This window comes from Paracoccus homiensis, from assembly GCF_900111675.1.
Lineage (GTDB): Bacteria > Pseudomonadota > Alphaproteobacteria > Rhodobacterales > Rhodobacteraceae > Paracoccus > Paracoccus homiensis.
The window spans coordinates 22032-46422 of sequence record NZ_FOHO01000022.1 but is presented as its reverse complement, the minus strand read 5'-3'; the positions used below and the strand labels follow the sequence as shown (position 1 = coordinate 46422).

The following is a 24391-nucleotide window of genomic DNA, read 5'->3' as shown; positions in this document are numbered from 1 at the left end:
TTCCCCGATCTCGCCTCGGGCAATATCGGCTACAAGATCGCCCAACGCCTCGGCGGCCTGAACGCCATCGGCCCCATCCTCCAGGGCCTCGCAAAACCCGCAAACGACCTCTCAAGAGGATGCACCAAAAACGACATCATAAACGCAGCAATCATCACAAATATTCAAACACAGAAATGAGCGGAAACGCGATCCTGCTGCCATTGCTGGCGGGCGCGGTCGCGGCGGGCTTCATCAACGGTCTTGCCGGTTTCGGTCCCGCCCTGATGGCCCTTGCGATCTGGTTGCAGGTGATGCCGCCACAGCAAGCGGTGCCCATGGTCGCGATCCTGGCCATCGTCACCGGGCTGCAGGGCTTGTGGCTGGTGCGGCGCGATCTGACCCGGCAACCGGTCCGCGCGGCGCGTTTTCTTCTTCCCGCGCTGATCGGCGTACCAATCGGAACCATGTTGCTTCTGGTGGTGACCGAGAATGTCATCCGGTTGTCGATCGCCTTCGTGATGCTGGCCTATGGCGGTTTTTTCGCGCTGTCGCGCAACATGCCCCGGATCCGTGAAAAAACACCGGTCATTGATATACTCGTCGGCTTCGTCGGCGGCGTGATGGGCGGGGCGGCCAGCCTGTCGGGCGTATTCCCGACCATGTGGTGCGCCCTGCGCAGCTGGCCACGCAACGAGACACGCGCGATATTGCAACTGTTCAATCAGGTGATCCTGACCTGTTCAGCCCTGCTTTTTGCCTGGCGCGGGCTTTACACGCGCGAGATCCTGATGATGACGGCAATCAGCCTGCCAGTCGCCATGCTGGCTGCGCAACTGGGCATCGCGGTCTTTCGCCGCCTCAGCGATGATCGTTTTCGTCTGCTGTTGATCTGGATCCTGTTCGCCGCTGGCGTCCTGATTGCCGTCCGCGAATTGTTTTGATCCGGGCTAAGTCGACCGATCACTCGGCCAGATCCGGGTCGGCGTGATGTCGAAGAAGCTCGGCAAGCTGTCAGCAGTCTTGCTCAGTCGTCAGAGGCAGCTCTTTAGCATTGACCAAAAAGTTGTTCCTGGTTGTGAAGTGGAAAGTCGTTCAGAAAACGCCAGTCAGAACAATGCAGTAGACGGAAGTTTGGAGCTTTGACATTCTTCACGCCCCCTGCCTGCGTGCATCCCGTATCACGGCCCCGTAATGGCTGCTGCTGCTTGTTGAGTGACAGCCCGGGCATCAAGGTCGAGACTGCGGTGATAGTGGCGGGGTATGAGGCTTTGGGGGATTCAGGTATCGCGGCCGCGCCCCGTGGCGAAGGTTGGAATAGATGCCGCCGTGCGAGCCGCGTCGAAACGGCGGTGTACTGTGTGAAATTCCACCGGAGCGCGTCATGGCGCGGGACTTCGACCGAGAGGTCGCCGAGCATGAGCCCCACATTGCGGACGTGAACGGCGACACCGCGCTGGGAATATTCTTCACAGAGGCCGTGGGATAAGTCCGTTTCGGGAAAGGGATACCTTGACCATAGGCCGATCAGCGCAATCATGGTGAGCGTGATTAATCTATTGCTGCTCCATAATTCAGATTATCTATTAGTTAGAAGTCCCGCCGGGACTGACTGGACACGCGAAGAAGGTTAGCCTGACCGTCATCATGGATTAGTCTTTCCGTCGAATATTCGGCTGCGCCATGAGTAATCGCATCAAACAGAACCTGACAACCCGCGCCGGAATTTCGCGGCACTGGGGGTGGCAATCACCCGTGGCCTTTGATCAAAGAGCCGCCTAACCTGAGCACCCGACCGGGGCAAAACCGGTGCAGGTCCAGTCCGTTTTCACTCGCTGTCGCTTTGGCAACCGGTCTGAAATCTCGCGACCACAGCTGGCCTCTCGCCGCAGCGGCATATCGGGATCACCCGCCTCGGCTGTGGCGTCCGTCGTTCTGAGGATGGCGTCCTGTCGACAATACCTATTCCCGTCGACACGTTTGCACATCACATGCTGTCGCTTGTGCCGGGTTCTGACACAGGCGCGGAAACGGCGGTCAGCGCGCGGCCTGATCGCGGGCGTGTCAAGCTGGACCTGGATCACGGCGATCGGCCCAGTCTTGGCGCAACTCGACGCCCCACCACCGCAAGGTCTGATGCAGATGTCTTTCGATATGCGCGATGGCGGCCGGAAGGTCGCCCGCCTGCAAGGCCGCGATGATATCCAGATGCTCTTCCATTGCGGGAATGACCCGATCGGGCAGGAAGCTGCGCGCGTTCTGGATCACCGTGATCCGGTTGCGGTTCGACTGATAGGCCTGACACAGGAACGGGTTCTTCAGCCCCGAGGACATGAAATCATGCAAGGACAGATCGGTCGCCAAGGCCCGCCGCGACAGATCCGCACCGGGATCCGATCGCGCCTCGGCCAGCAGCTGTTCGTGCTGTTTGCGCAAAGCCTCCAGGTCGCAACGGCCCGATGCCAGCAAGCGGCGCACCCCCTCTTGTTCCAGAGCCGCCCGCATGTCCATGCAGTCACGGGTCACGCCCGGCCCCGAATCCATGATCGTCAGGCCACGCTTGGGCAGGATGGTCAGCAGCGATTGCCCCTCGGCGCGCTTGGCGGCCTCACGCGTGGGGGCAAGGGGAAAGCCAAGGATCGCAGCCAGATCCGGCATTGTCAGAAACTCGCTGCTGCGCAGACGTCCGGACTTTAGCGCCGACAACAGGGCCGCAAATGCCTGTTCCGATTGCAGTTCCTGCGCCGTTGTCATTCAGGGACCCTTCGCATGCCAATCTAAAGACTTTCAAGATTTCCCGAAGAAACCATTCCAGATTACCTGCATAGCCTTCAGCGTGGCCTGTCAGCTAACATTTTACAAGAAATAAAAGAACGAATGTCAGAACAGCTGGCACGACCGATCAAAGACAAATCAACAGGAAGCCGCACATGACCGACACGACCCAGGACCGATCCGCCGAACAGAAGGCGCGCGGAGTTCGGATGCCGCATATCTATGTCATCCTGTTCGTCTTTACGGCGATTGCGGCCTTGTTGACGCATATCGTCCCGGCGGGCATCTATGACAGGGTCACCCTGCCCAATGGTCGCGTTGCCGTGGATCCCGCGACCTTCCGCTATGTCGATGCGGCGCCGGTCGGTTTTGAACAGTTCATGCTGGCGGTGCCGCGCGGGTTGATGGACGCTGCGCAGGTCGTTTTCTTTACCCTCATCATTGGCGGCATGTTCATGGTCATCCGCCGCACCGGCATCATTGATGTCGCGGTAGACAAGCTGACCCGCCGTTTTGCCGGGCGCAGCGTGCTGATGATTCCGGTGCTGATGGCGACATTCGCGGTGATCGCGACGCTGATCGGCACGCAGGAACTGGCGCTGGTCTATGTGCCGGTCATCCTGCCGCTGATGATCGCGCTGCGCTTTGATTCCGTCGTTGCGGTCGGCACCGCCCTTCTGGCAACGACGGCGGGGTTCACGGCCGGCGTCCTGAACCCGATCAATACCGGGCTTGGCCAGACCATCGCGCAATTGCCGCTGTATTCGGGTTTTGGGCTGCGCGCGCTGATGTTTGTCAGTCTGACCGCCGCCGCGATCATCTATCTGATGCGCTATGCGCTGAAGGTCCGCGCCAATCCCGATTTCAGCCTGATGGCCGGAGACGACAAAGAGGCCGAAAAACGCCGCATCTACGTGCATGACGACGCCGCCTCGGCCCTGCGCTTTTCCCCGCGCCAGAAATGGGCCGGCATGGCCACGATCGGGTTCTTCGCGATCATGGTCTGGGGGGTCCTGACGCGCGGCTGGTTCATGACCGAGATGGCCGGGCTGTTCGTGGTCATGGGGATTTCGGTCGGGTTGATCGCTGGATTGTCCACCACCAGGATCTGTGACGCCTTCAACGAAGGATTTCAGGACGTTCTGGTCGGGGCGATCATCGTCGGGCTGGCCCGCGCGGTGGCGGTCATGCTGGAACAGGGTCAGGTCATGGACACGCTGGTTCATGGATTGGGCAATCTTGTCGGTGGTCTGCCTTCGACCTTCTCGGCGCTGGGGATGTTCGCGGCGCAGTTCGGCTTTAACTTCGTGGTTCCGTCGGGCAGCGGACAGGCATTGGTGACGATGCCGATCATGGCGCCGCTGTCGGACCTGATCGGGGTCACGCGGCAAAGCTCGGTTCTGGCCTATCAGCTGGGCGACGGGCTTTCGAACATCTTCTTTCCGACCTCGGGATATTTCATGGCGACACTGGCATTGGCCGGTGTCAGCTGGGACCGTTGGGTGCGCTTTTTCCTGCCGCTTCTGGGCATCTGGATCGCCATTGCGGCGCTGTTCCTGATCTATGCGCAGATGACCGGCTGGATCGGCTGAACAGGCGCGACACGGATTGTCGGGCGGCGCATGGGGCCGCCCGGCAGGATCCGGTGCCGCCGCCGGGCGATCAGTTTTCGAACCAGTCCATCACCGCGTCGCCCCAACCCTCTGGCGCGCCATGTCCACCCCGATGCAATTGCAGCCGGATCGGCGCACCGGCGCAATCGCGCCAGTCACGGGTCCACAGGCCGTCCGTGGTCTGGCTGTCGTCGGGCTGACGGTTGTCACAGCCGTTGACCCGGCGCAGCAGGGCCAGCGCGGCCCAGACATCGCCCTGCACCACAGCGCCTTTCCGAAAGGATCGACCTTCCAGCGGGACCGTCCGGTCCGCCCAGCCATGCGTGTGAAACAGCCTGACAGGGGCCGCGCAATCCCGTGGCAGCGGTTCCCAGAATGCGCCGGCAAGCGGGGCATAGGCCAGCGCGAAATCGGGTTGCTTGCAGGCCATGTTCCAGACCATCGACGCGCCGCGCGAAAATCCGGCAAGATAGACCGGGGCATCGGACATGCCGGTCCGTGATCTGGCGTCGGCCAGAACCGCATTCAGAAAGGCGATATCGTCCCTTTCAAAATCCATGTTCCCGGCGTCGACCGACCAGTCGCGGGTCCAGCGGTTTTCGGGATGTTCACCATTCGGCGCGATCAGCACATAGCCCCGCGCGACAGCCTCTTTGCCCAGATCCGAAGTCAGCATCGCCTGCCCCGACGCACCGCCGCCATGCAGATGCATGACGATGCCGCGCGGGACCGATCCTTCGGGCACGGCCATGTGATAGGAACCACCTGCAAGCGTGCATGGCTGATCCGGGGACCCGCAATCCGCCGCGGTCGCGCCGATTGCGGCCGTCACCCACAGTGCCGCGCCCAAAACGGCCAGTCTGAACAGTCCCGCCATTAGCCCCCCGCATCTGCATCGCGGCAAGCAGAACACGCGCCGCGACGAAAGGCCAGCAGGGCCGCGCCGCTGATCACGGCCCTGTTATCGCGCCAGCCCTCGGGGCGATAGACCGGCGCCACCGCGGATCAGGCGGCGACGCCGGAAATCTCAGGGGGCTTCGATCCTGCTGACCAGCGCGGCGGATCGCGCGATGGCCTCGGCCTGATGCGGTTGCAGGTCCATCATGCCGATGCCTTCAAGGATGGGGATGAACGGATCCTCGATCACATCGGTCGCGCCCATCAGTTCCTCGACCACCGCCGCGCCGCAGAAGGGCGCATAGGCCGCGGAATATCCCCCTTCGTGCAGGACCAGCAACCGCCCTTGGCAATGCCGCTCGGCGGCGCTTTTGACCTGTCGCGTCATCTCGCGGAATGTCGTCGAATAGGCCATGTTGCGCCCCAGCGGGTCCAGCGCACCGCCGTCAAAGCCGGACAGCACCACGATCAGTTCGGGCCGGAAACGATCTAGCGCAGGGATCACCACGGTTTCGAAGGCATGCATATACGCGCCATGCCCGGACCCCGGATGCAGTGGGATGTTCAGGTTATACCCCTCGCCTGCCCCGCTGCCGTTTTCGTCGACCGCACCTGTATCGGCGGGGTAATAATGGTGCTGATGCATCGAGATCGTCAGCGTCGTCGGGTCGTTGTAATAGATGCGCTGCGCCCCGTTGCCGTGATGGACGTCCCAATCGACAAAGGCCACGCGCCCGATGCCGAATTCGCGCCGCAGCGCCTCGACCGCGATGGGGCCATTGGCCAACAGACAGAATCCGCGCCCGCGATCGGGTTCGGCGTGATGCCCCGGCGGGCGGTTCAAGACATAGGCATTGTCGATCTCGCCCCGCATCACAGCGCGACCCGCTGTCAGACAGCCGCCTGCCGACAATGCCGCGATCTCGTACCCGCCGGGGCCGAAGGGAGTCAGTTCGCCCGCATCGCCGCCGTTCTCGGCGCTTAGCGCCTTGATGTGGTCGATATAGGCGGCGTCATGGACGGCAAGGATTTCCTCATCGGTCGCGGCGGCGATATCGCGGATGCTGTGCAGACCGTCCAGGATGCCGCTGACCTCCAGCAGATTGTGGATGCGCCGCTTGGTTTCGGCATTTTCGGCATGCAGTTGCCCGGGCTGGATCAGGCCGCGGGCGGGCAGGAACGCGCCACCATCGCCCGTCTGATGCCATGCAAAGATATCTTTCCAAACGTATCCTGTTGTCATGCCGTCTCTCCTGTTGTTGTGGAAAGAAGGTTGCCAGCGGGTCATCCCCAGGCCTACATTCAGATGAACCCGCACAAATGACAGGGGCACCGGGATGAGCGGCGATCTTATACGGTTCTCCGCCGTCGCCCTTGACCTGCATCGCGCCGCGCAGGCTGGCGGCGCGGATCAACAGCAATTGCTGAACATCGCACGGCGCGCGGTCGGGTTCGATTCCGCCTGGTGGGGGCTGAATTCGGGCCTGCAACTGCACACGACCCATGCCGACAACCTGCCACCGACCTATACCGCCGAGTGGGAAGCCCGAAAACATCAGGACCCGATCGCGCCACGGGTCATCGACGCCCCGGAAATGGCGCATCTGATGGGCCCGGACCAATTGTCGGCGGCCGCGGAATTCGCCGCATTCCTGCGCGGCCACGGCATCCGTCATATCCTGTGCATCCTGTGCCGTCAGGAACGGCTGGGCCTGTCGGCATTCCTGTCGCTGTATCGCCGCGACATCGGCTTTACCGCACAGGATGGCGACCTGCTGACCGCCCTGTTTCCGCATATGATGGACGCGCTTGGCAAAAGCTGGCGCGCGGCACGCGAAGGGGTGGCGGCGGGCGGGGCGAAAACAGGGGTGCGCGCCCTCTGCCAACCCGACGGCCTGATCCTGTCGGCCTCGAACGGTTTCGACGATGTGCTGGTCGAAAGATGGCCCGACTGGACGGGGCCGTTCCTGCCAGCCGAACTGGTCGCGGGATTTGCGCGACCGGGCTGGCGCAGGTTGGGCCAGCACAGGCTAAGCTGGCGTCCTGACGGCGCAATGGTCACCCTGCAGGTTCAGGGGCTTGGCCCGGCCCAACACCTGACCCAGCGCGAGGCCGACGTGGCCGAGCGGTATTCGCGCGGTCAGGGGCACAAGGCCATCGCAGAGGCCATGTCGCTGTCACCGCTGACCGTGCGCCACTATATTCGCAATATCTATGCCAAGCTGCATGTTTCGGACAAGGCGGCGCTGACCCGGATCCTGATCGAGGGGGCCGACGACCCCTAGCCCGCCCGGCAGAGCGCGCGAACCGCTACATCACCGCGCCGATCTGCCACGGCACGAATTCGACCGCGCCAAAGCCCTGCGCCTCGCTTTTGGTGGGCTGACCGGATGCGGTTTGCAGCATCAGCTCGAAAATCTCGTGACCTTTCGCCTCAAGGCTGACGCCCTCAAGGATATCGCCGCAGTTGACATCCATATCCGTATGCATCCGGCGCCACAGATCGGAATTCGACGCGATCTTGATCGAGGGCACCGGCTGATAGCCCGAAACGCTGCCCCGCCCGGTGGTGAAGGCGATCAGATTGGCCCCCGAGGCGATCTGCCCCGTCACCGAACAGGGGTCATAACCGGGGCTGTCCATGAACACGAAGCCCGGCGTGGTGATCGGCTCGGCGAATTTGTAGACGCCGGACAGAGGGGCGCTGCCGCCCTTGGCCACCGCGCCAAGCGATTTTTCCAGAATGGTCGTCAGCCCGCCGCGCTTGTTGCCCGGCGAGGGGTTGTTGTCCATCTCGCCGAAATTGCGGGCGGTATAGTCTTCCCACCACTCGATCAGATCGATCAGCTTGCGCCCGGTCGCCGGATCCACGGCGCGACTGGTCAGAAGATGTTCGGCGCCGTAGATTTCCGAGGTTTCCGACAGGATCGAGGTTCCGCCATGACGCACAAGCAGGTCTGACGCCACCCCAAGCGCAGGGTTCGCCGTGATGCCCGAATACCCGTCCGATCCGCCGCATTGCATCCCCAGAACCAGATGCCGCGCCGGGGCCGGCGCACGTCTGGCCCTGTTGGCCTCGGCGGCCAGATCGCGCAACACGGCAAGGCCCTTGTCGACGGTCGCGGCCGTGCCGCCTTCGTGCTGGATCATCATATAGCGGAACCTTGCGCTGTCCTTCAGCGCCCGGCGATCAATCAGATCGGGGATCTGCATGACCTCGCATCCCAGACCGACCATCAGGATTGCGCCGAAATTCGCGTTCTGCCCGTATCCGGCAAGGGTCCGGAACAAGGTGTCATAGCCCTCGCCCCTGCCCGACATGCCGCAGCCCGAGCCGTGGACGATGGGCACAATCCCATCCACATTCGGAAAATCGGCCAGAAGATCCGCCCGCTGCGCCGCCTCGGCGATAAAACGCGCGACCGAGCCTGCGCAATTCACCGAGGTCAGAATCCCCAGATAGTTTCGCGTCCCCACCCTGCCCGAGGGCCGGTGATAGCCAAGAAATTCAGCCCTGCCCTCGGCGTCCGGCAGGCGATGGGCTGCCGCGCCAAAGGCGTGGTCCTGCTTGTGTTCGCCCATGCCCAGGTTCTGAACATGGACATGCCCGCCCGCCGGGATCGGCGCGATGGCCGTCCCGATCATCTGCCCGTATTTCAGGATCGGCTTGCCCAGGGCGATATCGCAAAGGGCGATCTTGTGCCCGGCGGGGATGGCCTGTGCCGCAACGACGCCGCCCGGCAGCCGCGTGCCCGCAGATACCGACCGCAGCGCCACAAGCACGTTGTCGGCTTTGTGCAGGCGCAACGCGACAGGATGGTCGGTCATGTCGCCGACGCTCATGGTGTCACCAGAACCTTGATCAGGTGATCGCGGTCCTTGGCAAGGCTGGCGAACCGCGCCGGCAGATCCGCAAGCGGCAGCACGGCCGAGGCAAGAAGATCGGTCGGCACCAGCCCGTCCCGGATCGCGGCCATCACCCGGTCGAAATCGGCCCGCGTGGCATTGCGGCTGCCGACGATCTGGCTTTCGCGCTTGTGAAACTCGGAATCCGAAAAGGTGATATCGTCCTTCACCACGCTGACCAGAACCGTCAGCCCGCCATGCGCCACCAGCGGAAAACCCGCCTCGATGGCCGTGGCGTTGCCGGTGGCGTCAAAGACCACGTCGAAACCGTCGGCCAGATCGCCCGTCAGAATGTCATCGCCGGGCCTGTATGTGCGGCTGAAGCCGAATTGAGTGGCCGCCGTCGCCAATCGCGCCGCGCTGAGATCAAGCAGATGCACCTCGGCGCCCGCGATCCGCGCGAAAAGGGCCGTGCCAAGCCCGATCGGCCCCGCCCCCGTGACCATCACGCGATCGCCCGCCCCGCAGCCCGACCGCGCCACGGCATGGGCACCGATGGCCAGAAACTCGACCATCGCAGCCTGAACCGGGGTCAGGCCCGTCGCCGGATACAGGTTGCCCCTGGGCACGGCGATACGCGCGCACATGCCGCCATCGGTATGAACACCCAGCACCGCGATGGCGCTGCAGCAATTGGGCTTGCCCCGACGGCAGGCGCGGCAGTCGCCGCAGGAAATATACGGGTTGATGACGACCAGCTGTCCGGCGTCGGGTCCGTCGACCAGATGGCCGGACAGTTCGTGGCCGATCACGCGCGGATAATCCAGAAACGGATGCTTGCCGTCAAAGATGTGGTAATCGGTACCGCAGATCCCGATGGCCGCGATATCGACCAGGCGGAAGTCATCCGGGGCACTGTCGGGTCGGATGCGGCTTTCCAGGGCAAAGACGCCGGGCCGAACGCAGACCCCGCATGTCATCTGATGCCGCGGCAGATCCTTCATAGCGACATCTCCAGATTGCGGGCGGTCCAGTCCGCAGGCAGTTCGCCCTTCACGATCAGGCTGAGGATGTCATCCTTGGTCACCTCTTCGATGTCATGGGCCCCCACAAGGCTGCCCTTGTTCATCACCACCACGCGGTTGCACAGTTCAAAGACGTCATGCATGTCGTGACTGACAAGCAGGATCCCGATCCCCTCGGCCCGCAACTGGCGGATCAGGTCGGCCACCATCGCCGTCTCGGACGGACCCAGCGCGGCCGTCGGCTCGTCCATGATCAAGACCTTGGTGTCGAAATAGATCGCCCGCGCAATGGCGATGACCTGCCGCTGCCCGCCCGACAGCGAGGAAACCGGATCGGCAAGGTTCTTGAAATTCGGGTTCAGCCGCGCCAGTACCTTGCGGCTTTCCTTCAGCATCCGCGCATCGTCCAGATTGCCGAAACGGGTTTTCAGTTCGCGACCCAGGAACAGGTTCGCCGGCGCGTCCAGATGATCGGCCAGCGCCAGGGTCTGATAGATCGTTTCGATCCCGGCATCGCGGGCGTCGGTCGGGTCGTCGAATTTCACCGGCTGGCCGTTGACGCGGATTTCACCGGCGGTCGGGACCATGGCACCGGACAGGATCCGCATCAGGCAGGATTTGCCCGCCCCGTTGTGACCCAGCACCCCGACCACCTCGCCGGGATAAAGCTCAAGCGAGACATGATCTACCGCGCGCACCCCGCCAAAATGCTTTTCGATGCCGATCATCTCTACCAAAGGGGTCTGGGACATGCTGTGCCTTTCTGCCAGTGTCGTCGGCGCGCCGGGTGCAGGCGCAGCGTCATTGCGAACCGAAGGGCGCAGGATCCACGCCCCTCGGAAAAGCCGTTTCAATACAGGACGTTCTTCGCCTCGTCTGAATCGATATTGGCCTGATCCACCAGCACCACACCGGTGTTGATGAACGGTTCGACCTTTTCGCCCGCCAGAATGTCGATGATCGCGTTGACGCCCATCTGGCCCATGGCGAATGACCCCTGCACGGCCGTCGCCTGCATCAGCCCGTCGCGCACGAATTGCTGCAGATCCTCGTTGCCATCAAAGCCAAGCGCGACAAGCTGCCCGGCCTTGCCCGCCTGCATGATAGCCCGGCCCATGCCGACCGCCGTCGGTTCGTTCGCGCCGAAGATGCCGACCAGATCCGGGTTCGAGGCCAGGATATCCGTAGTCTGGTTCAGCGCCATCGCCATCTGGCTTTGCGAATAGTACGGGCCGACGATCTCAAGGTCCGAATTGGCCGTCAGATAGTCGGAAAAGCAGCCCACCCGCCCGATCTCAGACCCGACACCGGCGACATAGGACATCACCGCCACCTTCCCTTCACTGCCGGCCTCGGCGATCATGCGCTTGGCGACCTCTTCGCCCGCGGCGCAATTGTCGGTGGACAGAAAGGCCTGATAGCTATCCTTGGCGCTGTCGGTCAGACCGCTGTCGATGATGACGACCGGAATGCCGCTTTCGAAAGCGCGCTTGACCGCGGGGGCCAGCGCCTCGGGGTCAGAGGGCGCAAGAACGATCCCCGACACGCCGCGATTGATGGCATTCTCGACCAGGTTGACCTGATCGGCGACGGCGCTTTCGGTCGCCGGACCGTCAAAGCTGAACGTATGTTCCGATTGATCCGCGATCGCGGCTTCGGCCCCCTTGTTCACATTCTGCCAGAAATTCGAGTTGGTGGTCTTTACGATCACCGCGATCTCCCCTGCCGTAGCCATCCCGGCGGACAGGGCCATGACGGATGCAATCGCACCAGGTTTGAAATACCGCATCTCGTTCCTCCTCGTTGAGATATTGGTCTTTTTTCGTCTTCTCGGTTGTCTGCGGCGCCGGCAAAAGGGCCGGTCGTCGCGCCCGGCTGTCAACGCCGGTTGCGCAGCTGATCGATCCAGACCGCCGCAATGACGACCGCCCCGATCACGATTTGCTGGATGAAGGCGGATACCCCCGCCATGTTCAGACCGTTGCGCAGGATGCCGATGATGAAAGCCCCGATCATCGTTCCCGACACGGTTCCCACACCGCCCGACAGCGATGCGCCACCGATGACGGCCGCCGCGATGGCGTCCAGTTCATACATCACACCTTCGCTTGGTTGTGCGGTCACAAGGCGCGACATCAACACATTGCCCGCCAGTCCGGCCAGGGCGCCCGACATGACATAGGCATAGATCTTGGTCCGATCGACACGCACTCCCGACAGCCGCGCGGCCTCTTCGTTGGAACCTGTGGCATAGATATGGCGCCCGACCTGACGGTAGCGCAGCAGACAAGCGGCCCCGGCGGCCACGATCAGCAGCAGGATCGCCGGATAGGGAACGCCCGGAAAGATCACCTTCGGAAACCCGTTGGGCTGCATCTCGACCACGCGGAACAGCGCGCCGTTGCCAAGGCGGCCAAACGCCTCGCCCAGTTGCGAGATCGGCGCCGCCCCGGTCAGTTGCAGCGCAAGCCCGCGCGCCATCAACATCATCCCCAGGGTCGCGACAAAGGGCGGTATCCTTGCCTTGGTCACGACAAGCCCGTTGATCGCCCCGCAAAATGCACCGATCGCCACCCCGAGCCCCATCGCAGGACCGACCGGCACCCCGGCCTTGACTGCCATCGCCGTGCCGACCCCGGACAACGCCAGCACGGAACCGACCGACAGGTCGATACCGCCGGTGATGATCACCATCGTCATGCCGATCCCCAGAAGGCCGATCACCGAGGTCTGCAAAAGGACCGTCAACGAGTTGCTCACCGACAGAAACGCCGGACTTGCCAGCGAAAAGCCCACGATCAGCAATAGCAGCGTCAGCAGGGCCGAAAGACGGTGGATCTTTCCCGGATCCGGAATTAGGCCCGCCAAAGGTCGCGCAGCCCGCCCCGTTTCGGCCTTGATCGCTTGTGACATGCGCCTTCCTTTCGCATCACTGCATTTAATAATTTCAAACATAAGCAGGATCGTCTTGCTTTCTGTCAAATGTTTTTTATGATAATGAACAAATACAGGTGCGGCGAACATGCCGGAATCGAAAGGGGCCGACACATGGCGCGCAGCGACACCAGATACCGCGAGGCCTATAACCAGATCCTGACCTATTGCGAAACGCTGCCGGTCGCGGCACCCATCCCGTCCGAAACGCGGCTGTCCGAAATCGCAGGCGTCAGCCGGACCGTGATACGCCGCTGTCTGACACGGATGCAGGAACTGGGCCTGATCTCTTGGCAGGGGCGCGACAAATCCCTTCTGCGCGCACCGCAAAGCGGGGACAGGATCGCACTACCGCGCTCATCTGCGGATAAGGGCGATCTGGAGCAGCGTTTTCTGGATTGGGTGCTGCGCTTCGACGTGCCCGCTAATACGCCGCTGTCGATCGCCGAACTGTCGCGCAATTTCGATGTGCCTCAGCATGATCTGCGGGAGTTTCTTGCAGGTCTAAGCCGGTTCGGGCTTGTGTCGCGACGTCCGAAAGGCGGGTGGATGTTGCTGGGGTTCACCAAGGATTTCGCGATCGAGCTGTCGGATTTTCGTTCGGTGCTGGAGCTGAACGCGGTCGCTCAGGTGGCCGAGGCGCCGGTCGGTCATCCCGTATGGGCGGCGCTGGCAAAAGTGCGGGCCGATCACCTGACGCTGAAAACCGCCATGGAAACCGACTATCACGAATTCTCGAAACTGGATGAACAGTTTCATCTTGCGATCAACTCGGTTGTCAAGAACCGGTTCATCGCTGAATTTCAAAAGGTTATCTCACTGATCTTCCACTATCACTATATGTGGGACAAGACGGCCGAAAAGGAACGGAACGCCGCCGCCATAGATGAACATCTTGCCATTATCGACGCGTTGGAGGCCCGCGACGCCGATGCCGCACGCGCCGCGGCACAGCGCCACCTGCGCACCTCGAAAACCACGCTTCTGTCATCATTGCGCCATCACGATCTGGGCTAGCGGCCTAAGCGAACAGCGCCCGCAATCCGGGCGGCGTCTCCGCCTTGGCAGCGGCAAGATTGCGCATCAGGGATGCTGGTTTCGCTGTCCCTAGCAGCGTCGAAACCACAGCCGGATGGCGCAGCGCAAAATGCAGCGCGGCAGTGGCCAGGGGAACCCCCTGCGCCTGTGCCTGTGCCTGCAATTGCGCGACGCGCGTCAGCACATGTTGCGGTGCCGGACCGTAATCATAGGTGGCCCCCGCGACCGGCCCCGTCGCCAGAATGCCGGAATTGAAGATCCCGCCAAGAACAAGGTCGGTGCCCGCTTGCCGACATTGCGGAACCAGCTCAGCCTCGGCGCTGCGATCCAGCAGGGTCAGGCGCCCCGCCAGAAGGATCACGTCCACAGGCCCCGCATGGCGCATCACATCAAGGCAGACCGCACATTCATTGACACCCAAGCCGAATGCGCGAATTCGGCCCGTTTCCTTAAGCTTCATCAGACGCTTATATCCGGATCCAAGAAAATCTTCGCGATGGACCGCATTTCCTGCCTGACCGTGAGTAAATTCCCCAAGATCATGGACATAAAGGATATCTATGCGACTGCGCTTTAATCGTTCGCAGCTTTGCTCGAAGCTTTCCTCGATGCCGTCGCCCGAATAGTCAAAGCGCATGTCGTTCTGCGCCGGATTGACGAAGCCGTCAGCCTCTGAAATCGGCGCAAGGGCCGGTGACAGGACGCGCCCGACCTTGGTCGAGATCACCGCCTCTGGTCGCGAGGCCAGAAACCGGCCGAGGCGTTGCTCCGACAGGCCGCGCCCGTAATGCGGCGCCGTGTCGAAATAGCGGATCCCGGCATCCCAGGCACAGGCCAGCACCGACTGCGCCTCGGCGTCGCTGATCTGGCGGTAAAGATTGCCGATGCTGGAACAGCCAAAGGAGAGTTCGGTCACGGTCAGGTCGACCCGACCCATGCGGCGCGTTTTCATTCGATTTGTCCTTGCAATGCGGCCCGCAGCTTTGGCTTGGGACCGCTGTCGCCATGTGCCTGCGCCCATGATAGGAACGCGCCGATCCGCCGGTCGAGTTTCTCGGCGTGGTTCTGGGCGATATCCTCTAGCCGGTGATCAAGATAGGGGTTCGCAAAACGCCCCAGCGTGGTTTCGATATAGTCGTCCAGACCTTCGGCCTCACCGGCCAGAACGAAGGCGGGCCTGACCTCGTCTTTGTAAAGCGCGCGCAACCGCGCGGCCCAGTCCGCGTCCTGCATCACGTCGCGGACATGAACCGGACCGAAACGTCCTTTTTCCAACCATTCCGAGACCATAAGGCTATGTCCCAGATTCAGCACGAACAGTTTGCGCCGCTCGATCACGCCAAGATCGGGCACCACCTGAACTGCCGGATGGATGCACGGCACCGTCAACCGCGCCTGATCCTGAATCGCCCAAAGCGCATAGGGCTCGGCCACCGCGCCTGCGGGGTAAAGCGGCTGGGATACGATGCGGTCGACAAGGGAATTGACCCAGACAACCTCATGGCACAGCCAGTCGTGATATTCCTTACCCATATCGGCCGCTGCCTGGCAGACAAGGTGGCGCAGCTGCGTGCCGTTGTTGCGGATCAGCTCGGTCGGCATGATCTGGACAGGTCGCGCGCCTGCCCTGAAACGCCGGTGCAAGAGATGGGCAAGCTTTGCCGGATAGGACATCTTCGGGCACAGATCGGGCTTGGCATCGGCAGGGGTTGGGCTGAACCCGGTATCGCCGGTGTTGGACAGGATGATGTCCACCCGCTGCGCCAGATCCTGCACTTCTGCCATATCGGCTTCGAAGGACAACCCGCGACGGATCGATGAGACTTCCTGAACCGTGTCTGTCGGAACGCCATTCACCAGACCGCGAATCCTGACCTGATAACCTTTGGCCAGGGCCGCCAACCGCGCCGCGCGACGGGCATCGCCGCTGGTCTGAACGACCGTGACAGGGCGGGCATCCGGCATGGATTCCGCAAAGAACAGGTCGGCATGTGCCTGCAGAAACCGGCTGGTCCCGAATTGCAGCACGGATGGATTAGGCATTGACGATCCTCCCACGTTCGGTTCCTTATTATTTAGAACATTCACACGTGCAAGGATTAATCGTGATCATCGACGCGCATCAGCATTTCTGGCGGATCGACCGTGGCGACTATGGCTGGATGGATGACAGCGTTGCGCAGATCCGGCGTGATATCCTGCCGCGCGACCTGTACCCCTTGGCGCGGGCGGCGAATGTCGGCGGCACCGTCGTCGTGCAGGCCGCCCCCACGCTGGCCGAGACCGAGTTCCTGTTACAGCTCGGCGACCGTGACCCGCTGATCAGGGGCGTCGTCGGCTGGCTGGACTTGACCGGCGATGTTCCGGCCCAGATCGCGCGGCTGCACCATCCAAAGCTGCGGGGCGTGCGCCCCATGCTGCAGGACATTTCCGACACGGACTGGATCCTGCGGCCGGATGTTCTGCGCGGGCTGCACCAGCTGGCGCGATCGGGGCTGCGACTGGATGCGTTGATCACACCGCGCCATCTGCGGGTGATCGAACAGTTGGCGCGGACCGTGCCCGACCTGTCCATCATCATCGATCATTGCGCGAAGCCGGTCTTTGACGGAACCGATCCCGGCGAGGACTGGCGTTCAGGCATGACGGCCCTTGCCGCCCATCCACAGATCACCTGCAAGCTGTCCGGGCTTGCGAATGAATACGGTCCGGGCTGGTCCGTTCAGGCCCTTCAGCCGGTCTTTGACCACATCGCCGAAAGTTTTGGTCCCCGGCGGTTGATGTGGGGCAGTGACTGGCCCGTGCTGGAGCTGGCCGGCGACTATGGCCGCTGGCTGTCGGTGGCCCAAGGTCTGGCCGCGGGGCTGTCGCCCGAGGAACAGGCCGGGTTGTTTGGCGACAATGCCACACGCATCTATGATCTGGGATAGGGGGCCGACATGAAGCGCATGGCCCATGTCATCGGTCTGCGGCCGGAACACAAGGCAGAGTATCTGCGACTGCACGCGGCAGTCTGGCCCGAGGTTCTGGCCCGTCTGCGCGCCTCGCATATCACCAATTACTCGATCTTTCTGCGCGAACCCGAAATGCTGATGTTCAGCTATTGGGAATATACCGGCACGGATTTCGCCGCCGACAATGCCGCAATCTCAGCCGACCCGATCACGCGCGACTGGTGGGCAATCTGCGGGCCGATGCAGAAACCGCTGGAAACCCGCGGCGAAAACGAATGGTGGGCCGCGGTGACCGAGGCGTTTCACTTGGACTAGGCCCGGCCGCAACGACCCTGCTCTAGCGGCCCAGAAACTGTGTGATATCCGCGCCGACCTGCTGTGGGATTTCCCAGAACATGTTGTGACCGTGGCCCGCATAGGTGACGTATTTCGCATCGGGCATGACCGTCTTGATATGGTCCTGGCTGGTGGCGTCGAACAGGCTGTCCTGATCGCCCCAAAGGATCATCGTCGGCGCCTTGATCCGTCCTGCGATCCGGCTCCAGTCGGTCAGGCCAAGGCTGCGCAGCACACCCATCCAGGTCACCTCGGGCGCGGCGGCGCTTTCGGCCCGTTCGCGTTTCAGGAAACCCTCGTCCACCGGGGTCGGGTTCCAGTACCAGTTCATCATGAACTCGCCGTCCGGATCGATGGGGCGCTGCAGCAGGGGCACATTGTCCCACAGCCAGTCACCGGCCTCTTTCGGCAGATAAGCCGAGGTCGAGATCAGCACCAGTTCATCCACCTTCTCTGGATGATAGGCCGCAAGCGTCGCCGCGGTCATCGAGCCAAGCGAATGCCCCACGACATCGGCCTGTTCGATCCCTACCGCCTCCATGAAGGCATTGACGTCGCTTGCAAGGCTGTCGATGCCATAACAGCAGATCGGCGCGTCGCTGTCGCCATGCCCACGCAGGTCCATCGCGATCAGGCGTCGTCCGTCCAGATGCGGCGCAAGCAAGGACCAGCTGCGCGAATTGTCCGTATAGCCGTGCAACAGCAGGATCGGCTGCCCATCGGGCGGACCCATCTCGACATAGCTGACCGTCAACCCGTCGTTCAGGGTGATCTGCCGTTTTGCATCGACCCAATCCTTCTGTGCGGGGATGGGCGTCATTTCCGCAAGGGACGGGGTGGCCGCTGCCATGAACATGGCTGCGATCGCGGGTATGAACTGACGATGCATGGATGCCCCCAAAAGACTGATATTGATATGTCGTTTCCCTATCACGCCGCTGCGCGCGCCGCGATCAGAACAGTTTCGATGGCAGCCACAGCGCGATCTGCGGCACCGCGACAAGAAGCCCCAGCGTGATCAGCATCAGCACCACATAGGGCGCCGATCCCGCCGCGATGCGGCCCATGGGTGCCCCTGTTATCGCCTTCAGGGTGAACAGGTTCATGCCCACGGGCGGGGTGATCATCGCCATTTCCAGATTGACGACCAGAAGCACGCCATACCAGATCGGGTCGATGCCAAGATGGATCATCGCGGGCAGGATCACGGGCGCGGTGATCAGGATGATGGCCACGGATTCCAGGAACATCCCCAGGATCAGGATCATCGCCATCATCACCAGAACGAACCCCAGCGCACCCATATCGGCGGCGACCAGCGTTTCGACCAATTGCTGGGGAACGCGCATCTTGGTCAGGACATGGCTGAACACCGTCGCCCCGGCAAGGATCATGAACAGCATCCCCGACATCCTTGCGGCATCCGCGGCCGAGTTCCAGATATCGCGCAATCCGATCGACCGATAGACGACCACGGTGATCGCCAGGGCCAACCACGCGCCGGCGGCGGCGGCCTCGGTCGCGGTGAAGATGCCTGCATACATGCCGCCCAGCACGAAAACAGGCATGAGGATCGCCCAGAACGATTTGCGCAGGGCGGCCGCCATCTCGGCGGGGCGGGCCATGCGTTCGCGCGTCATCTTGCCCGACATCGCAGTGCGGATCACCGCCCACAGGATAAAGATGCCGGCCAGGGTCGCGCCGGGCACGACGCCTGCCATGAACAACCCCCCGATCGAGGTGTCGGTCGTCACCCCGTAAAGGATCATCGGCCCCGATGGCGGGATCAGGATACCCAGCGTGCCCCCTGCGGCCACGACGCCATAGGCAAGCCGTTCGTCATAGCCAAAGCGCAGCATCTGCGGAATCGCCACGGCGCCGATCGTCATTGCCGTCGCAACGGAAGACCCCGAAATGGCGGCAAAGACCGTGCAGGCCAGAATGGTCGCCACCGCCAGCCCCCCCGGCAGGTGACGGGTGAAGGTATAGGCGGCGTCATACAGATCATCGACCACCCTGCCCCGGATCATGATATTGGCCATGAAGGCGAACAGCGGGATCGCGACCAGCAGATAGCGGTTTACCTCGTGAAAGATGATGTCCGCGACCGAACCGAAATTACCCTGCGTGATCAGCAGCAACGCCCCGCCATACAGCGTCAGCCCGGCAAAGATCGGAACACCCGTGAACAACAGCACAAGCAATGTCCCCAGAATGGCAATGATGATCATTGGCGGGCTCCTTCGGTGCAAGATGTGGGTGCGCCCGACGCCCGGCGCCACAACACGAATGTCTGCGCGACCTGCAACGCGATGACGGGCAGCAGCAGCGCACCGCCAAACGGCAGCAGCAGTTGCAGCATCCACAGGGGCAGTTCCAGATAGCCATCGGTCAGGCTGTTGATCATCCTGGAAAACATGGCCGTGTGCCAGCCGTTGAAGATCAGCAGCAGCGCAACGGCCAGAACGGCGGCCAAACCCCAAAGCCGGATCACCAGCGCCAGCCTGCCCCGCGCCGCCGAGGTCAGGATGTCCACCTCGATATGGCCCCGGTCCATCAGCACGCGCGGCGCGGCCAGCATGGTGATCGCGGTCAGTGACAGGGCGACAAGCTCATCGCCCCAGATGATCGGCGCATTCAGCAGATAGCGGGCGGCGACCGACAGGCCCAGCAGGCACAGATCCGCCAGAACCAGAGTGACGGCCAGGGCAAAGGCAACCTGCGTCAAAAGGTCGACGGCGCGTTCCGCCGCCATCAGCCAGCGGGGCGGATCAGCGCCGTCCAGCGCGTCGGCGGGATGCGGGGTGTGCCCTGCCATCAGTTGCTTTCCAGCAGCTTCAGCAGCGTTTCACCATCCTGCCCGGTTTCGTCGACAAAAGCGTCGCGCACCGCCGGCTGCATGACATCGCGCAGCTGCGCGGCCTGATCATCGGTCAACACATGCACATCCATCCCGGCATCCGCCAGAACCTTGATCGCGGCCGGATCGATGCCGTCATGGGTGATGATCGAACTGTCCACCGCCTTGTCGGCGGCATGCTGGATCCCGGCCCGCAGGTCTTCGGGCAGGCCGTCCCACCAGGACGGATTCACGACCAGATTGTCGAAGGCCAGAAACATCGGCGTCGCGGTGCCAAAGTCCTGAACCTCATAGAATTTCCGGCTATAGGCGGCGGCAACCCCGGTGACGCCTGCGTCGATCACACCGGTCTGCAGGGCCTGATAGGTTTCCGAGCCGGGCATGTTGACCGGCGTCGCGCCAAGCGCTTTCAGCCCCTCGTTGAACAGTGGCGTCAGACCGCGGATCTTGATGCCCTCGAAATCGGCGGGCGCCGCAAGCGGACCTTTGGCCGAGGTGAAGATCAGATCGTTGGTATCCACCATCCACGCGATGTTCTGGACGCCGACGGCGCGCATCTTGTCATCCAGCATGTCCGACGCCTGCGAGCCGATAAACGCCTGCTGCGCCTCGGGCGAGGTCATCAGATACGGGATCAGCGTCACCGCCATTTCCGGCACGGTGCCGCCCCATTGCAGGTTCAGGATGATCGCGGATTCGATCTCGCCCGAGGCGACGGCGGCATGATGCTGGGTCGGGCCGAACAGCTGCGCCGCACCGAAGATCTGCACATCGACCTGACCGCCGGTCTGGGCCTCGACATCCTTTTCGAACTGCACCATGCGCAGGGCGGTATGATGCGTCGGCGGGAACTGATGGCTCAGGCGCATGGTGTAATCCTGCGCATTGGCCGTTCCGGCCAGCAGGACCAGCAGGGCGGGGCCTGACAGGGCTTTCAGCATGGTCATGTTCTCTCCTCCTCGAAATGACCGTGGTTTTTCTTGATCTTACGCGGGCTCTGACACGTTCGGCAGGCCGGCACGGGCCAGGGCACCGTGCAGTTCCTCGTGCGGCAAGGCGCTTTCCAGAATGGCCCGTGCCGGTTTTAGCGCGGCGACATCGATTCCGGTGTCGAACCCCATGCTGTCGCACAGAAAGGCCATATCCTCGAACACCGCGTTGCCGGTGGCGCCGGGCGCGAAGGGGCAACCGCCCAACCCCGCAAGGCTGCCGTCCAGAACCCTGATCCCGTGATCCAGCGCCGCCGCGCAATTCGCCAGCGCCAGCCCGCGGGTATCGTGAAAATGCATGGCGACGGGCATATCAGCACCCAGCGCGGCATTGATCGCATCGGCCAGCGCCGCCACCTGACGTGGCCCGCCGAAGCCGACCGTATCGGCCAGCGCGATCACATCGGCGCCGGCCCGCGCGCAATCCTCGGCCAGCCGCAGAACGGCATCGGGATCGACCTGCCCTTCCAGCGAGCATCCGAAAGCCATCGCGATCCCGGCCATCAACACGGGCGGATCTTCGCGTTCGCGGCGCTGCGCATTGATGCGCGTCAGCATCTGCACCGCTTCGGCGCGGCTGCGTCTGGTATTCGCCTGACTGTGGCTTTCCGTGGCCGACATCACGAACACGATCTCGTCGACATTGGTGTGCAGGGCGTCGGCAACACCGCGTTCATTCAGCGTCAACGCCGAGGAATGGCAGCCCGGCACCGGGGCAACCGCCGCGATCAGATCGCGCAGATCCGCGAATTGCGGGAAATGTTTCTGTGACAGGAAAGAGCCCAGCTCGAAATGCCGCACCCCGGCGGCCTGTTCGGCCCGCAACCATGCCAGCTTTTGCGCGGTATCGGGAAAGCCCTTCGTCAGTTGCAAACCATCGCGCAAGCCGACCTCGCGCAGGACAACGCGGTTTTCGGGATAGATCTGGCGAACCTTCATCACGCGGCCTCTGATCTTGCGCCCGACAAGGTCAGGATTTCATCGGCGTCAAAGCCAAGCTCGCCAAGGATCCGCGCATTGTCCTGACCGATCGCGGGCACATCCCCGCCACCCGCGATCATCGCGCCGTCGATCTCGAACGGCAGGCCGGGCGCCCGGAACGTCATGTCGCCATAGCCCGAACTGGCCAGGCCGCCGGGCCGCATGACATGGGCATCTTCATACATATCCGATGGTTTCGCGACCGGAGAGAACGGCAGGCCGGCGGCTTCGAATTCGGGGGCCAGATCATCAAAGCGACGCGCGGCGATCTTTTCGGCGACCAGCGGAATGGTCCAGGCGCGCGCCTCGATCTGTGCCATGCGGGTCTGCAGGGCCGGATCGTCCAGCAGCCGATCAAGGCCCAGCAGGCGGCAGATCGTCGCCCACTGACCTTCGGTGACGGCACCCACGAAGATCTGCCGCCCGTCGCGATCCTCGAAGATGTCATAGACCGGCCAGGAAAATTCGCGTTCGGGCATCGGTGGCGGATTGCGTCCCTCAAGCTCGAACTGAACCATGTGCTGCGCCACAAGAAGCAGGCAGTTTTCAAACAGACCCACGCGGATCTCGCGGCCATGTCCGGCTTCGCGCCGTTCAAGAAGCGCCGCGACGACGGAAAATGCGGCGAACAGTCCGCCCATGATGTCATTGGCCGACGATCCCACGCGCAGCGGGCGACCGGTCGGGCCGGTCATGTAGGCCAGCCCGCTCATCATCTGGACCACCTCGTCCAGCGCGGTGCGATCCTGATAGGGGCCCGACAGAAAGCCCTTGCAGGCCGCGAAGATCAGCCGTGGAAACTTGGCCCGCAGCGTTTCGGCATCGACGCCCGCCTTCACCAGCGCCGAGTCGCGGAAATTCTCGACAAAGACATCCGCGGTGGCCAGCAACCGTTCCAGCGCGGCGCGGCCCGCCTCGGTGCGCACATCGATGGTGACCGAACGCTTGCCGCGATTGAACAGCGGAAACATCGGCTTGCCCATTCCGGTCAGGTGGCGGGTCTTGTCGCCGCGCGGGGGCTCGACCTTGATCACCTCGGCACCCAGATAGCCCAGAAACATGCCGCATGAGGGGCCCATGATCATGTGGCTCATCTCGACCACCCGGATACCGGCAAGGGGCTGGAATTTTTCTGTCATGCTCGTCTCCTCCGTTGGGGACGACCATATGAGGCTTTCGTTTAACGATAAATTATAACGATTGATGGGATGATCTCTATAAATTAGAGATCACGGATGGATCCGCGTCAGCTTCGCATCTTCAACGCCCTTTACGACACCGGCAGCATCACCGGCGCCAGCGATATCGAACGCTGCGCGCCTTCGGTGGTGGCCCATCACCTGGCCAATCTGGAACACCGGCTGGGGATGGCGTTGTTCGAAAGGTCGCGCCGGGGCGTCGTGCCAACAGCGGCCGGGCAGAAATTTCACCTTCACGCCGTGTCGATCCTGCGTGCGATCGACAGCGCCGAAAGCGATATGCGCGACACGGCGGATCATCTTTCGGGGCGCATCGTCCTGGGGCTGGCGTTTTCGGCAGTCACCGCCTTCGGCGTTGCGCTGATGCGGCGGGTCGCCGAGGAACATCCCGATCTGCAACTGGAAATGGCCGAAAGCGTATCGGGCGCGACCATCGATGCGCTGCTGGCGGCGGATACCGATCTTGCCGTCGCGTTCAACCCGCCAAGGGACAGCCGCCTGTCACTGCAACCGCTTCTGGAAGAGGACATGATCTGCATCGGCCGCCACGATATCATCGGCGAGGCCGGAAAGCCGATCACGCTGGATGAGTTTCTGTCGCGCCGCTTCGTTCTGCCAAGGCGCGGCCCGCGCGGTCGGCCGATGGCGGATGATGTCGATGTGCAGAAGCGTCTGGAACACCATGCCAGCATGTTTTCCCAGAACGTCACCGCCGCCGTCATGTATGTGAATTCCGGTCTGGGTCTTGGTCTGGGCACGCAGGCCAACCTTCACTATGGCGCCTATGCGCCGGGCGTGGTGGGCCGGCCCATCGCGGATCGCACGATCACCAGAACCATGCATCTGTGCCTGCGCAACGACGCGCCGGTATCGCGGGCCATGGCCTATATGCGCGAAACCATCCTGACATGCGTCAGCGCGGAAATCGCCCTTGGTCGCTGGCCCTGCCGATCCGCGATCTAGAC

Annotated in this window: 25 protein-coding genes and 1 pseudogene; 10 read left to right on the top strand and 16 right to left on the bottom strand. The window is 62.7% G+C overall.

The window, feature by feature from the left end:
* The 4 genes and pseudogenes from BMX67_RS18075 to BMX67_RS19935 form a co-directional block, all read left to right on the top strand.
* Positions 1-180: phosphate acyltransferase (locus BMX67_RS18075; RefSeq protein WP_281249186.1), on the top strand; the 180-nt coding region annotated here is incomplete at its 5' end.
* Complete coding sequence (locus BMX67_RS18070) at positions 177-923, top strand: sulfite exporter TauE/SafE family protein (protein WP_090737929.1); 747 nt, start codon at positions 177-179, stop codon at positions 921-923. The genes BMX67_RS18075 and BMX67_RS18070, both read left to right, overlap by 4 nt.
* Positions 924-969: 46 nt before the next feature.
* On the top strand, positions 970-1125 hold the full coding sequence (locus tag BMX67_RS19700) for a hypothetical protein (RefSeq protein WP_175479972.1): 156 nt from the start codon (positions 970-972) through the stop codon (positions 1123-1125).
* Between the two features lie 136 nt (positions 1126-1261).
* A pseudogene (locus BMX67_RS19935) lies at positions 1262-1468 on the top strand (IS5/IS1182 family transposase); the annotation flags it as partial.
* 575 nt (positions 1469-2043) lie between these two features.
* Here BMX67_RS19935 and BMX67_RS18065 read toward each other — a convergent pair.
* Positions 2044-2733 carry a GntR family transcriptional regulator gene (locus BMX67_RS18065; protein ID WP_090737927.1) on the bottom strand — a complete coding sequence of 230 codons (690 nt, stop codon included), beginning with the start codon at positions 2731-2733 and terminating at the stop codon, positions 2044-2046.
* Positions 2734-2909: 176 nt separating this feature from the next.
* Between BMX67_RS18065 and BMX67_RS18060 the strand changes: the two genes are divergently transcribed.
* Positions 2910-4346 carry a YfcC family protein gene (locus tag BMX67_RS18060; protein ID WP_217645910.1) on the top strand — a complete coding sequence of 479 codons (1437 nt, stop codon included), beginning with the start codon at positions 2910-2912 and terminating at the stop codon, positions 4344-4346.
* A gap of 70 nt (positions 4347-4416) precedes the next feature.
* Here the strand turns inward: BMX67_RS18060 and BMX67_RS18055 are convergent, their stop codons facing one another.
* Positions 4417-5244: a CE1 family esterase gene (locus BMX67_RS18055; RefSeq protein ID WP_090737925.1), complete on the bottom strand. Its 828-nt coding sequence runs from the start codon at positions 5242-5244 to the stop codon at positions 4417-4419.
* Positions 5245-5394: 150 nt separating this feature from the next.
* Complete coding sequence (locus BMX67_RS18050; RefSeq protein ID WP_090737923.1) at positions 5395-6507, bottom strand: class II histone deacetylase; 1113 nt, start codon at positions 6505-6507, stop codon at positions 5395-5397.
* Between the two features lie 94 nt (positions 6508-6601).
* On the opposite strand from BMX67_RS18050, the gene BMX67_RS18045 reads away from it, so the two are divergent.
* Positions 6602-7549 carry a helix-turn-helix transcriptional regulator gene (locus BMX67_RS18045; protein WP_090737921.1) on the top strand — a complete coding sequence of 316 codons (948 nt, stop codon included), beginning with the start codon at positions 6602-6604 and terminating at the stop codon, positions 7547-7549.
* A 25-nt stretch (positions 7550-7574) separates the two neighbouring features.
* Here the strand turns inward: BMX67_RS18045 and BMX67_RS18040 are convergent, their stop codons facing one another.
* The 5 genes from BMX67_RS18040 to BMX67_RS18020 all read right to left on the bottom strand — a co-directional run bounded on the left by BMX67_RS18040 (position 7575) and on the right by BMX67_RS18020 (position 13048).
* Positions 7575-9092, bottom strand: a complete 1518-nt coding sequence (locus BMX67_RS18040) for a UxaA family hydrolase (protein WP_090737939.1) — start codon at positions 9090-9092, stop codon at positions 7575-7577.
* Between the two features lie 11 nt (positions 9093-9103).
* Entirely contained in the window at positions 9104-10114 is a 1011-nt protein-coding gene (locus BMX67_RS18035; RefSeq protein ID WP_217645909.1) for a zinc-binding alcohol dehydrogenase family protein, read from the bottom strand.
* Positions 10111-10887 (bottom strand): ATP-binding cassette domain-containing protein, encoded by a 777-nt coding sequence (locus BMX67_RS18030; protein ID WP_217645908.1) that lies wholly within the window; start codon positions 10885-10887, stop codon positions 10111-10113. The genes BMX67_RS18035 and BMX67_RS18030 overlap by 4 nt, the downstream gene beginning before the upstream one ends.
* Before the next feature lie 98 nt (positions 10888-10985).
* Positions 10986-11870, bottom strand: a complete 885-nt coding sequence (locus BMX67_RS18025) for an ABC transporter substrate-binding protein (RefSeq protein ID WP_217645907.1) — start codon at positions 11868-11870, stop codon at positions 10986-10988.
* A gap of 143 nt (positions 11871-12013) precedes the next feature.
* Positions 12014-13048: an ABC transporter permease gene (locus BMX67_RS18020; RefSeq protein WP_090737915.1), complete on the bottom strand. Its 1035-nt coding sequence runs from the start codon at positions 13046-13048 to the stop codon at positions 12014-12016.
* A gap of 135 nt (positions 13049-13183) precedes the next feature.
* Here BMX67_RS18020 and BMX67_RS18015 point away from each other — a divergent pair, with 135 nt between their 5' ends.
* The gene (locus BMX67_RS18015; protein ID WP_090737914.1) at positions 13184-14086 is read left to right on the top strand and encodes a GntR family transcriptional regulator; all 903 of its coding nucleotides are present in this window, start codon (positions 13184-13186) and stop codon (positions 14084-14086) included.
* A gap of 4 nt (positions 14087-14090) precedes the next feature.
* Here the strand turns inward: BMX67_RS18015 and BMX67_RS18010 are convergent, their stop codons facing one another.
* Together BMX67_RS18010 and BMX67_RS18005 are read right to left on the bottom strand one after the other, a co-directional pair.
* Entirely contained in the window at positions 14091-15059 is a 969-nt protein-coding gene (locus tag BMX67_RS18010; protein WP_090737912.1) for an aldo/keto reductase, read from the bottom strand.
* Positions 15056-16150, bottom strand: a complete 1095-nt coding sequence (locus BMX67_RS18005) for a mannitol dehydrogenase family protein (RefSeq protein WP_090737910.1) — start codon at positions 16148-16150, stop codon at positions 15056-15058. The genes BMX67_RS18010 and BMX67_RS18005 overlap by 4 nt, the downstream gene beginning before the upstream one ends.
* 62 nt (positions 16151-16212) lie before the next feature.
* Between BMX67_RS18005 and BMX67_RS18000 the strand changes: the two genes are divergently transcribed.
* Complete coding sequence (locus BMX67_RS18000; protein ID WP_090737908.1) at positions 16213-17037, top strand: amidohydrolase family protein; 825 nt, start codon at positions 16213-16215, stop codon at positions 17035-17037.
* 9 nt (positions 17038-17046) lie between these two features.
* Positions 17047-17376, top strand: coding sequence for an L-rhamnose mutarotase (locus BMX67_RS17995; protein WP_090737905.1), 330 nt, complete (start codon positions 17047-17049; stop codon positions 17374-17376).
* A 22-nt stretch (positions 17377-17398) separates the two neighbouring features.
* Here the strand turns inward: BMX67_RS17995 and BMX67_RS17990 are convergent, their stop codons facing one another.
* The 6 genes from BMX67_RS17990 to BMX67_RS17965 form a co-directional block, all read right to left on the bottom strand.
* Positions 17399-18286, bottom strand: coding sequence for an alpha/beta fold hydrolase (locus tag BMX67_RS17990; RefSeq protein ID WP_090737903.1), 888 nt, complete (start codon positions 18284-18286; stop codon positions 17399-17401).
* Positions 18287-18350: 64 nt separating this feature from the next.
* On the bottom strand, positions 18351-19628 hold the full coding sequence (locus BMX67_RS17985; protein ID WP_090737901.1) for a TRAP transporter large permease: 1278 nt from the start codon (positions 19626-19628) through the stop codon (positions 18351-18353).
* Positions 19625-20215, bottom strand: a complete 591-nt coding sequence (locus BMX67_RS17980) for a TRAP transporter small permease (RefSeq protein WP_090737899.1) — start codon at positions 20213-20215, stop codon at positions 19625-19627. The genes BMX67_RS17985 and BMX67_RS17980 overlap by 4 nt, the downstream gene beginning before the upstream one ends.
* Complete coding sequence (dctP, locus tag BMX67_RS17975) at positions 20215-21204, bottom strand: TRAP transporter substrate-binding protein DctP (protein ID WP_090737897.1); 990 nt, start codon at positions 21202-21204, stop codon at positions 20215-20217. Before dctP ends, BMX67_RS17980 begins: the two co-directional genes overlap by 1 nt.
* A 39-nt stretch (positions 21205-21243) precedes the next feature.
* Positions 21244-22185, bottom strand: a complete 942-nt coding sequence (locus BMX67_RS17970; RefSeq protein WP_245739515.1) for a hydroxymethylglutaryl-CoA lyase — start codon at positions 22183-22185, stop codon at positions 21244-21246.
* Positions 22185-23366, bottom strand: a complete 1182-nt coding sequence (locus BMX67_RS17965) for a CaiB/BaiF CoA transferase family protein (RefSeq protein ID WP_090737892.1) — start codon at positions 23364-23366, stop codon at positions 22185-22187. Before BMX67_RS17965 ends, BMX67_RS17970 begins: the two co-directional genes overlap by 1 nt.
* Positions 23367-23462: 96 nt before the next feature.
* On the opposite strand from BMX67_RS17965, the gene BMX67_RS17960 reads away from it, so the two are divergent.
* On the top strand, positions 23463-24389 hold the full coding sequence (locus BMX67_RS17960; protein ID WP_090737890.1) for a LysR family transcriptional regulator: 927 nt from the start codon (positions 23463-23465) through the stop codon (positions 24387-24389).
* The last annotated feature ends 2 nt before the right edge of the window (positions 24390-24391 follow it).

What these genes read in the sequence shown, in the direction of transcription:
- BMX67_RS18070 (WP_090737929.1), top strand. Translation starts at nt 177, where the DNA reads ATGAGCGGAAACGCGATCCTGCTGCCATTGCTGGCGGGCGCGGTCGCG.
- BMX67_RS19700 (WP_175479972.1), top strand. Translation starts at nt 970, where the DNA reads ATGTCGAAGAAGCTCGGCAAGCTGTCAGCAGTCTTGCTCAGTCGTCAG.
- BMX67_RS18065 (WP_090737927.1), bottom strand. Translation starts at nt 2,733, where the DNA reads ATGACAACGGCGCAGGAACTGCAATCGGAACAGGCATTTGCGGCCCTG.
- BMX67_RS18060 (WP_217645910.1), top strand. Translation starts at nt 2,910, where the DNA reads ATGACCGACACGACCCAGGACCGATCCGCCGAACAGAAGGCGCGCGGA.
- BMX67_RS18055 (WP_090737925.1), bottom strand. Translation starts at nt 5,244, where the DNA reads ATGGCGGGACTGTTCAGACTGGCCGTTTTGGGCGCGGCACTGTGGGTG.
- BMX67_RS18050 (WP_090737923.1), bottom strand. Translation starts at nt 6,507, where the DNA reads ATGACAACAGGATACGTTTGGAAAGATATCTTTGCATGGCATCAGACG.
- BMX67_RS18045 (WP_090737921.1), top strand. Translation starts at nt 6,602, where the DNA reads ATGAGCGGCGATCTTATACGGTTCTCCGCCGTCGCCCTTGACCTGCAT.
- BMX67_RS18040 (WP_090737939.1), bottom strand. Translation starts at nt 9,092, where the DNA reads ATGACCGACCATCCTGTCGCGTTGCGCCTGCACAAAGCCGACAACGTG.
- BMX67_RS18035 (WP_217645909.1), bottom strand. Translation starts at nt 10,114, where the DNA reads ATGAAGGATCTGCCGCGGCATCAGATGACATGCGGGGTCTGCGTTCGG.
- BMX67_RS18030 (WP_217645908.1), bottom strand. Translation starts at nt 10,887, where the DNA reads ATGTCCCAGACCCCTTTGGTAGAGATGATCGGCATCGAAAAGCATTTT.
- BMX67_RS18025 (WP_217645907.1), bottom strand. Translation starts at nt 11,870, where the DNA reads ATGGCTACGGCAGGGGAGATCGCGGTGATCGTAAAGACCACCAACTCG.
- BMX67_RS18020 (WP_090737915.1), bottom strand. Translation starts at nt 13,048, where the DNA reads ATGTCACAAGCGATCAAGGCCGAAACGGGGCGGGCTGCGCGACCTTTG.
- BMX67_RS18015 (WP_090737914.1), top strand. Translation starts at nt 13,184, where the DNA reads ATGGCGCGCAGCGACACCAGATACCGCGAGGCCTATAACCAGATCCTG.
- BMX67_RS18010 (WP_090737912.1), bottom strand. Translation starts at nt 15,059, where the DNA reads ATGAAAACGCGCCGCATGGGTCGGGTCGACCTGACCGTGACCGAACTC.
- BMX67_RS18005 (WP_090737910.1), bottom strand. Translation starts at nt 16,150, where the DNA reads ATGCCTAATCCATCCGTGCTGCAATTCGGGACCAGCCGGTTTCTGCAG.
- BMX67_RS17995 (WP_090737905.1), top strand. Translation starts at nt 17,047, where the DNA reads ATGAAGCGCATGGCCCATGTCATCGGTCTGCGGCCGGAACACAAGGCA.
- BMX67_RS17990 (WP_090737903.1), bottom strand. Translation starts at nt 18,286, where the DNA reads ATGCATCGTCAGTTCATACCCGCGATCGCAGCCATGTTCATGGCAGCG.
- BMX67_RS17985 (WP_090737901.1), bottom strand. Translation starts at nt 19,628, where the DNA reads ATGATCATCATTGCCATTCTGGGGACATTGCTTGTGCTGTTGTTCACG.
- BMX67_RS17980 (WP_090737899.1), bottom strand. Translation starts at nt 20,215, where the DNA reads ATGGCAGGGCACACCCCGCATCCCGCCGACGCGCTGGACGGCGCTGAT.
- dctP (WP_090737897.1), bottom strand. Translation starts at nt 21,204, where the DNA reads ATGACCATGCTGAAAGCCCTGTCAGGCCCCGCCCTGCTGGTCCTGCTG.
- BMX67_RS17970 (WP_245739515.1), bottom strand. Translation starts at nt 22,185, where the DNA reads ATGAAGGTTCGCCAGATCTATCCCGAAAACCGCGTTGTCCTGCGCGAG.
- BMX67_RS17965 (WP_090737892.1), bottom strand. Translation starts at nt 23,366, where the DNA reads ATGACAGAAAAATTCCAGCCCCTTGCCGGTATCCGGGTGGTCGAGATG.
- BMX67_RS17960 (WP_090737890.1), top strand. Translation starts at nt 23,463, where the DNA reads ATGGATCCGCGTCAGCTTCGCATCTTCAACGCCCTTTACGACACCGGC.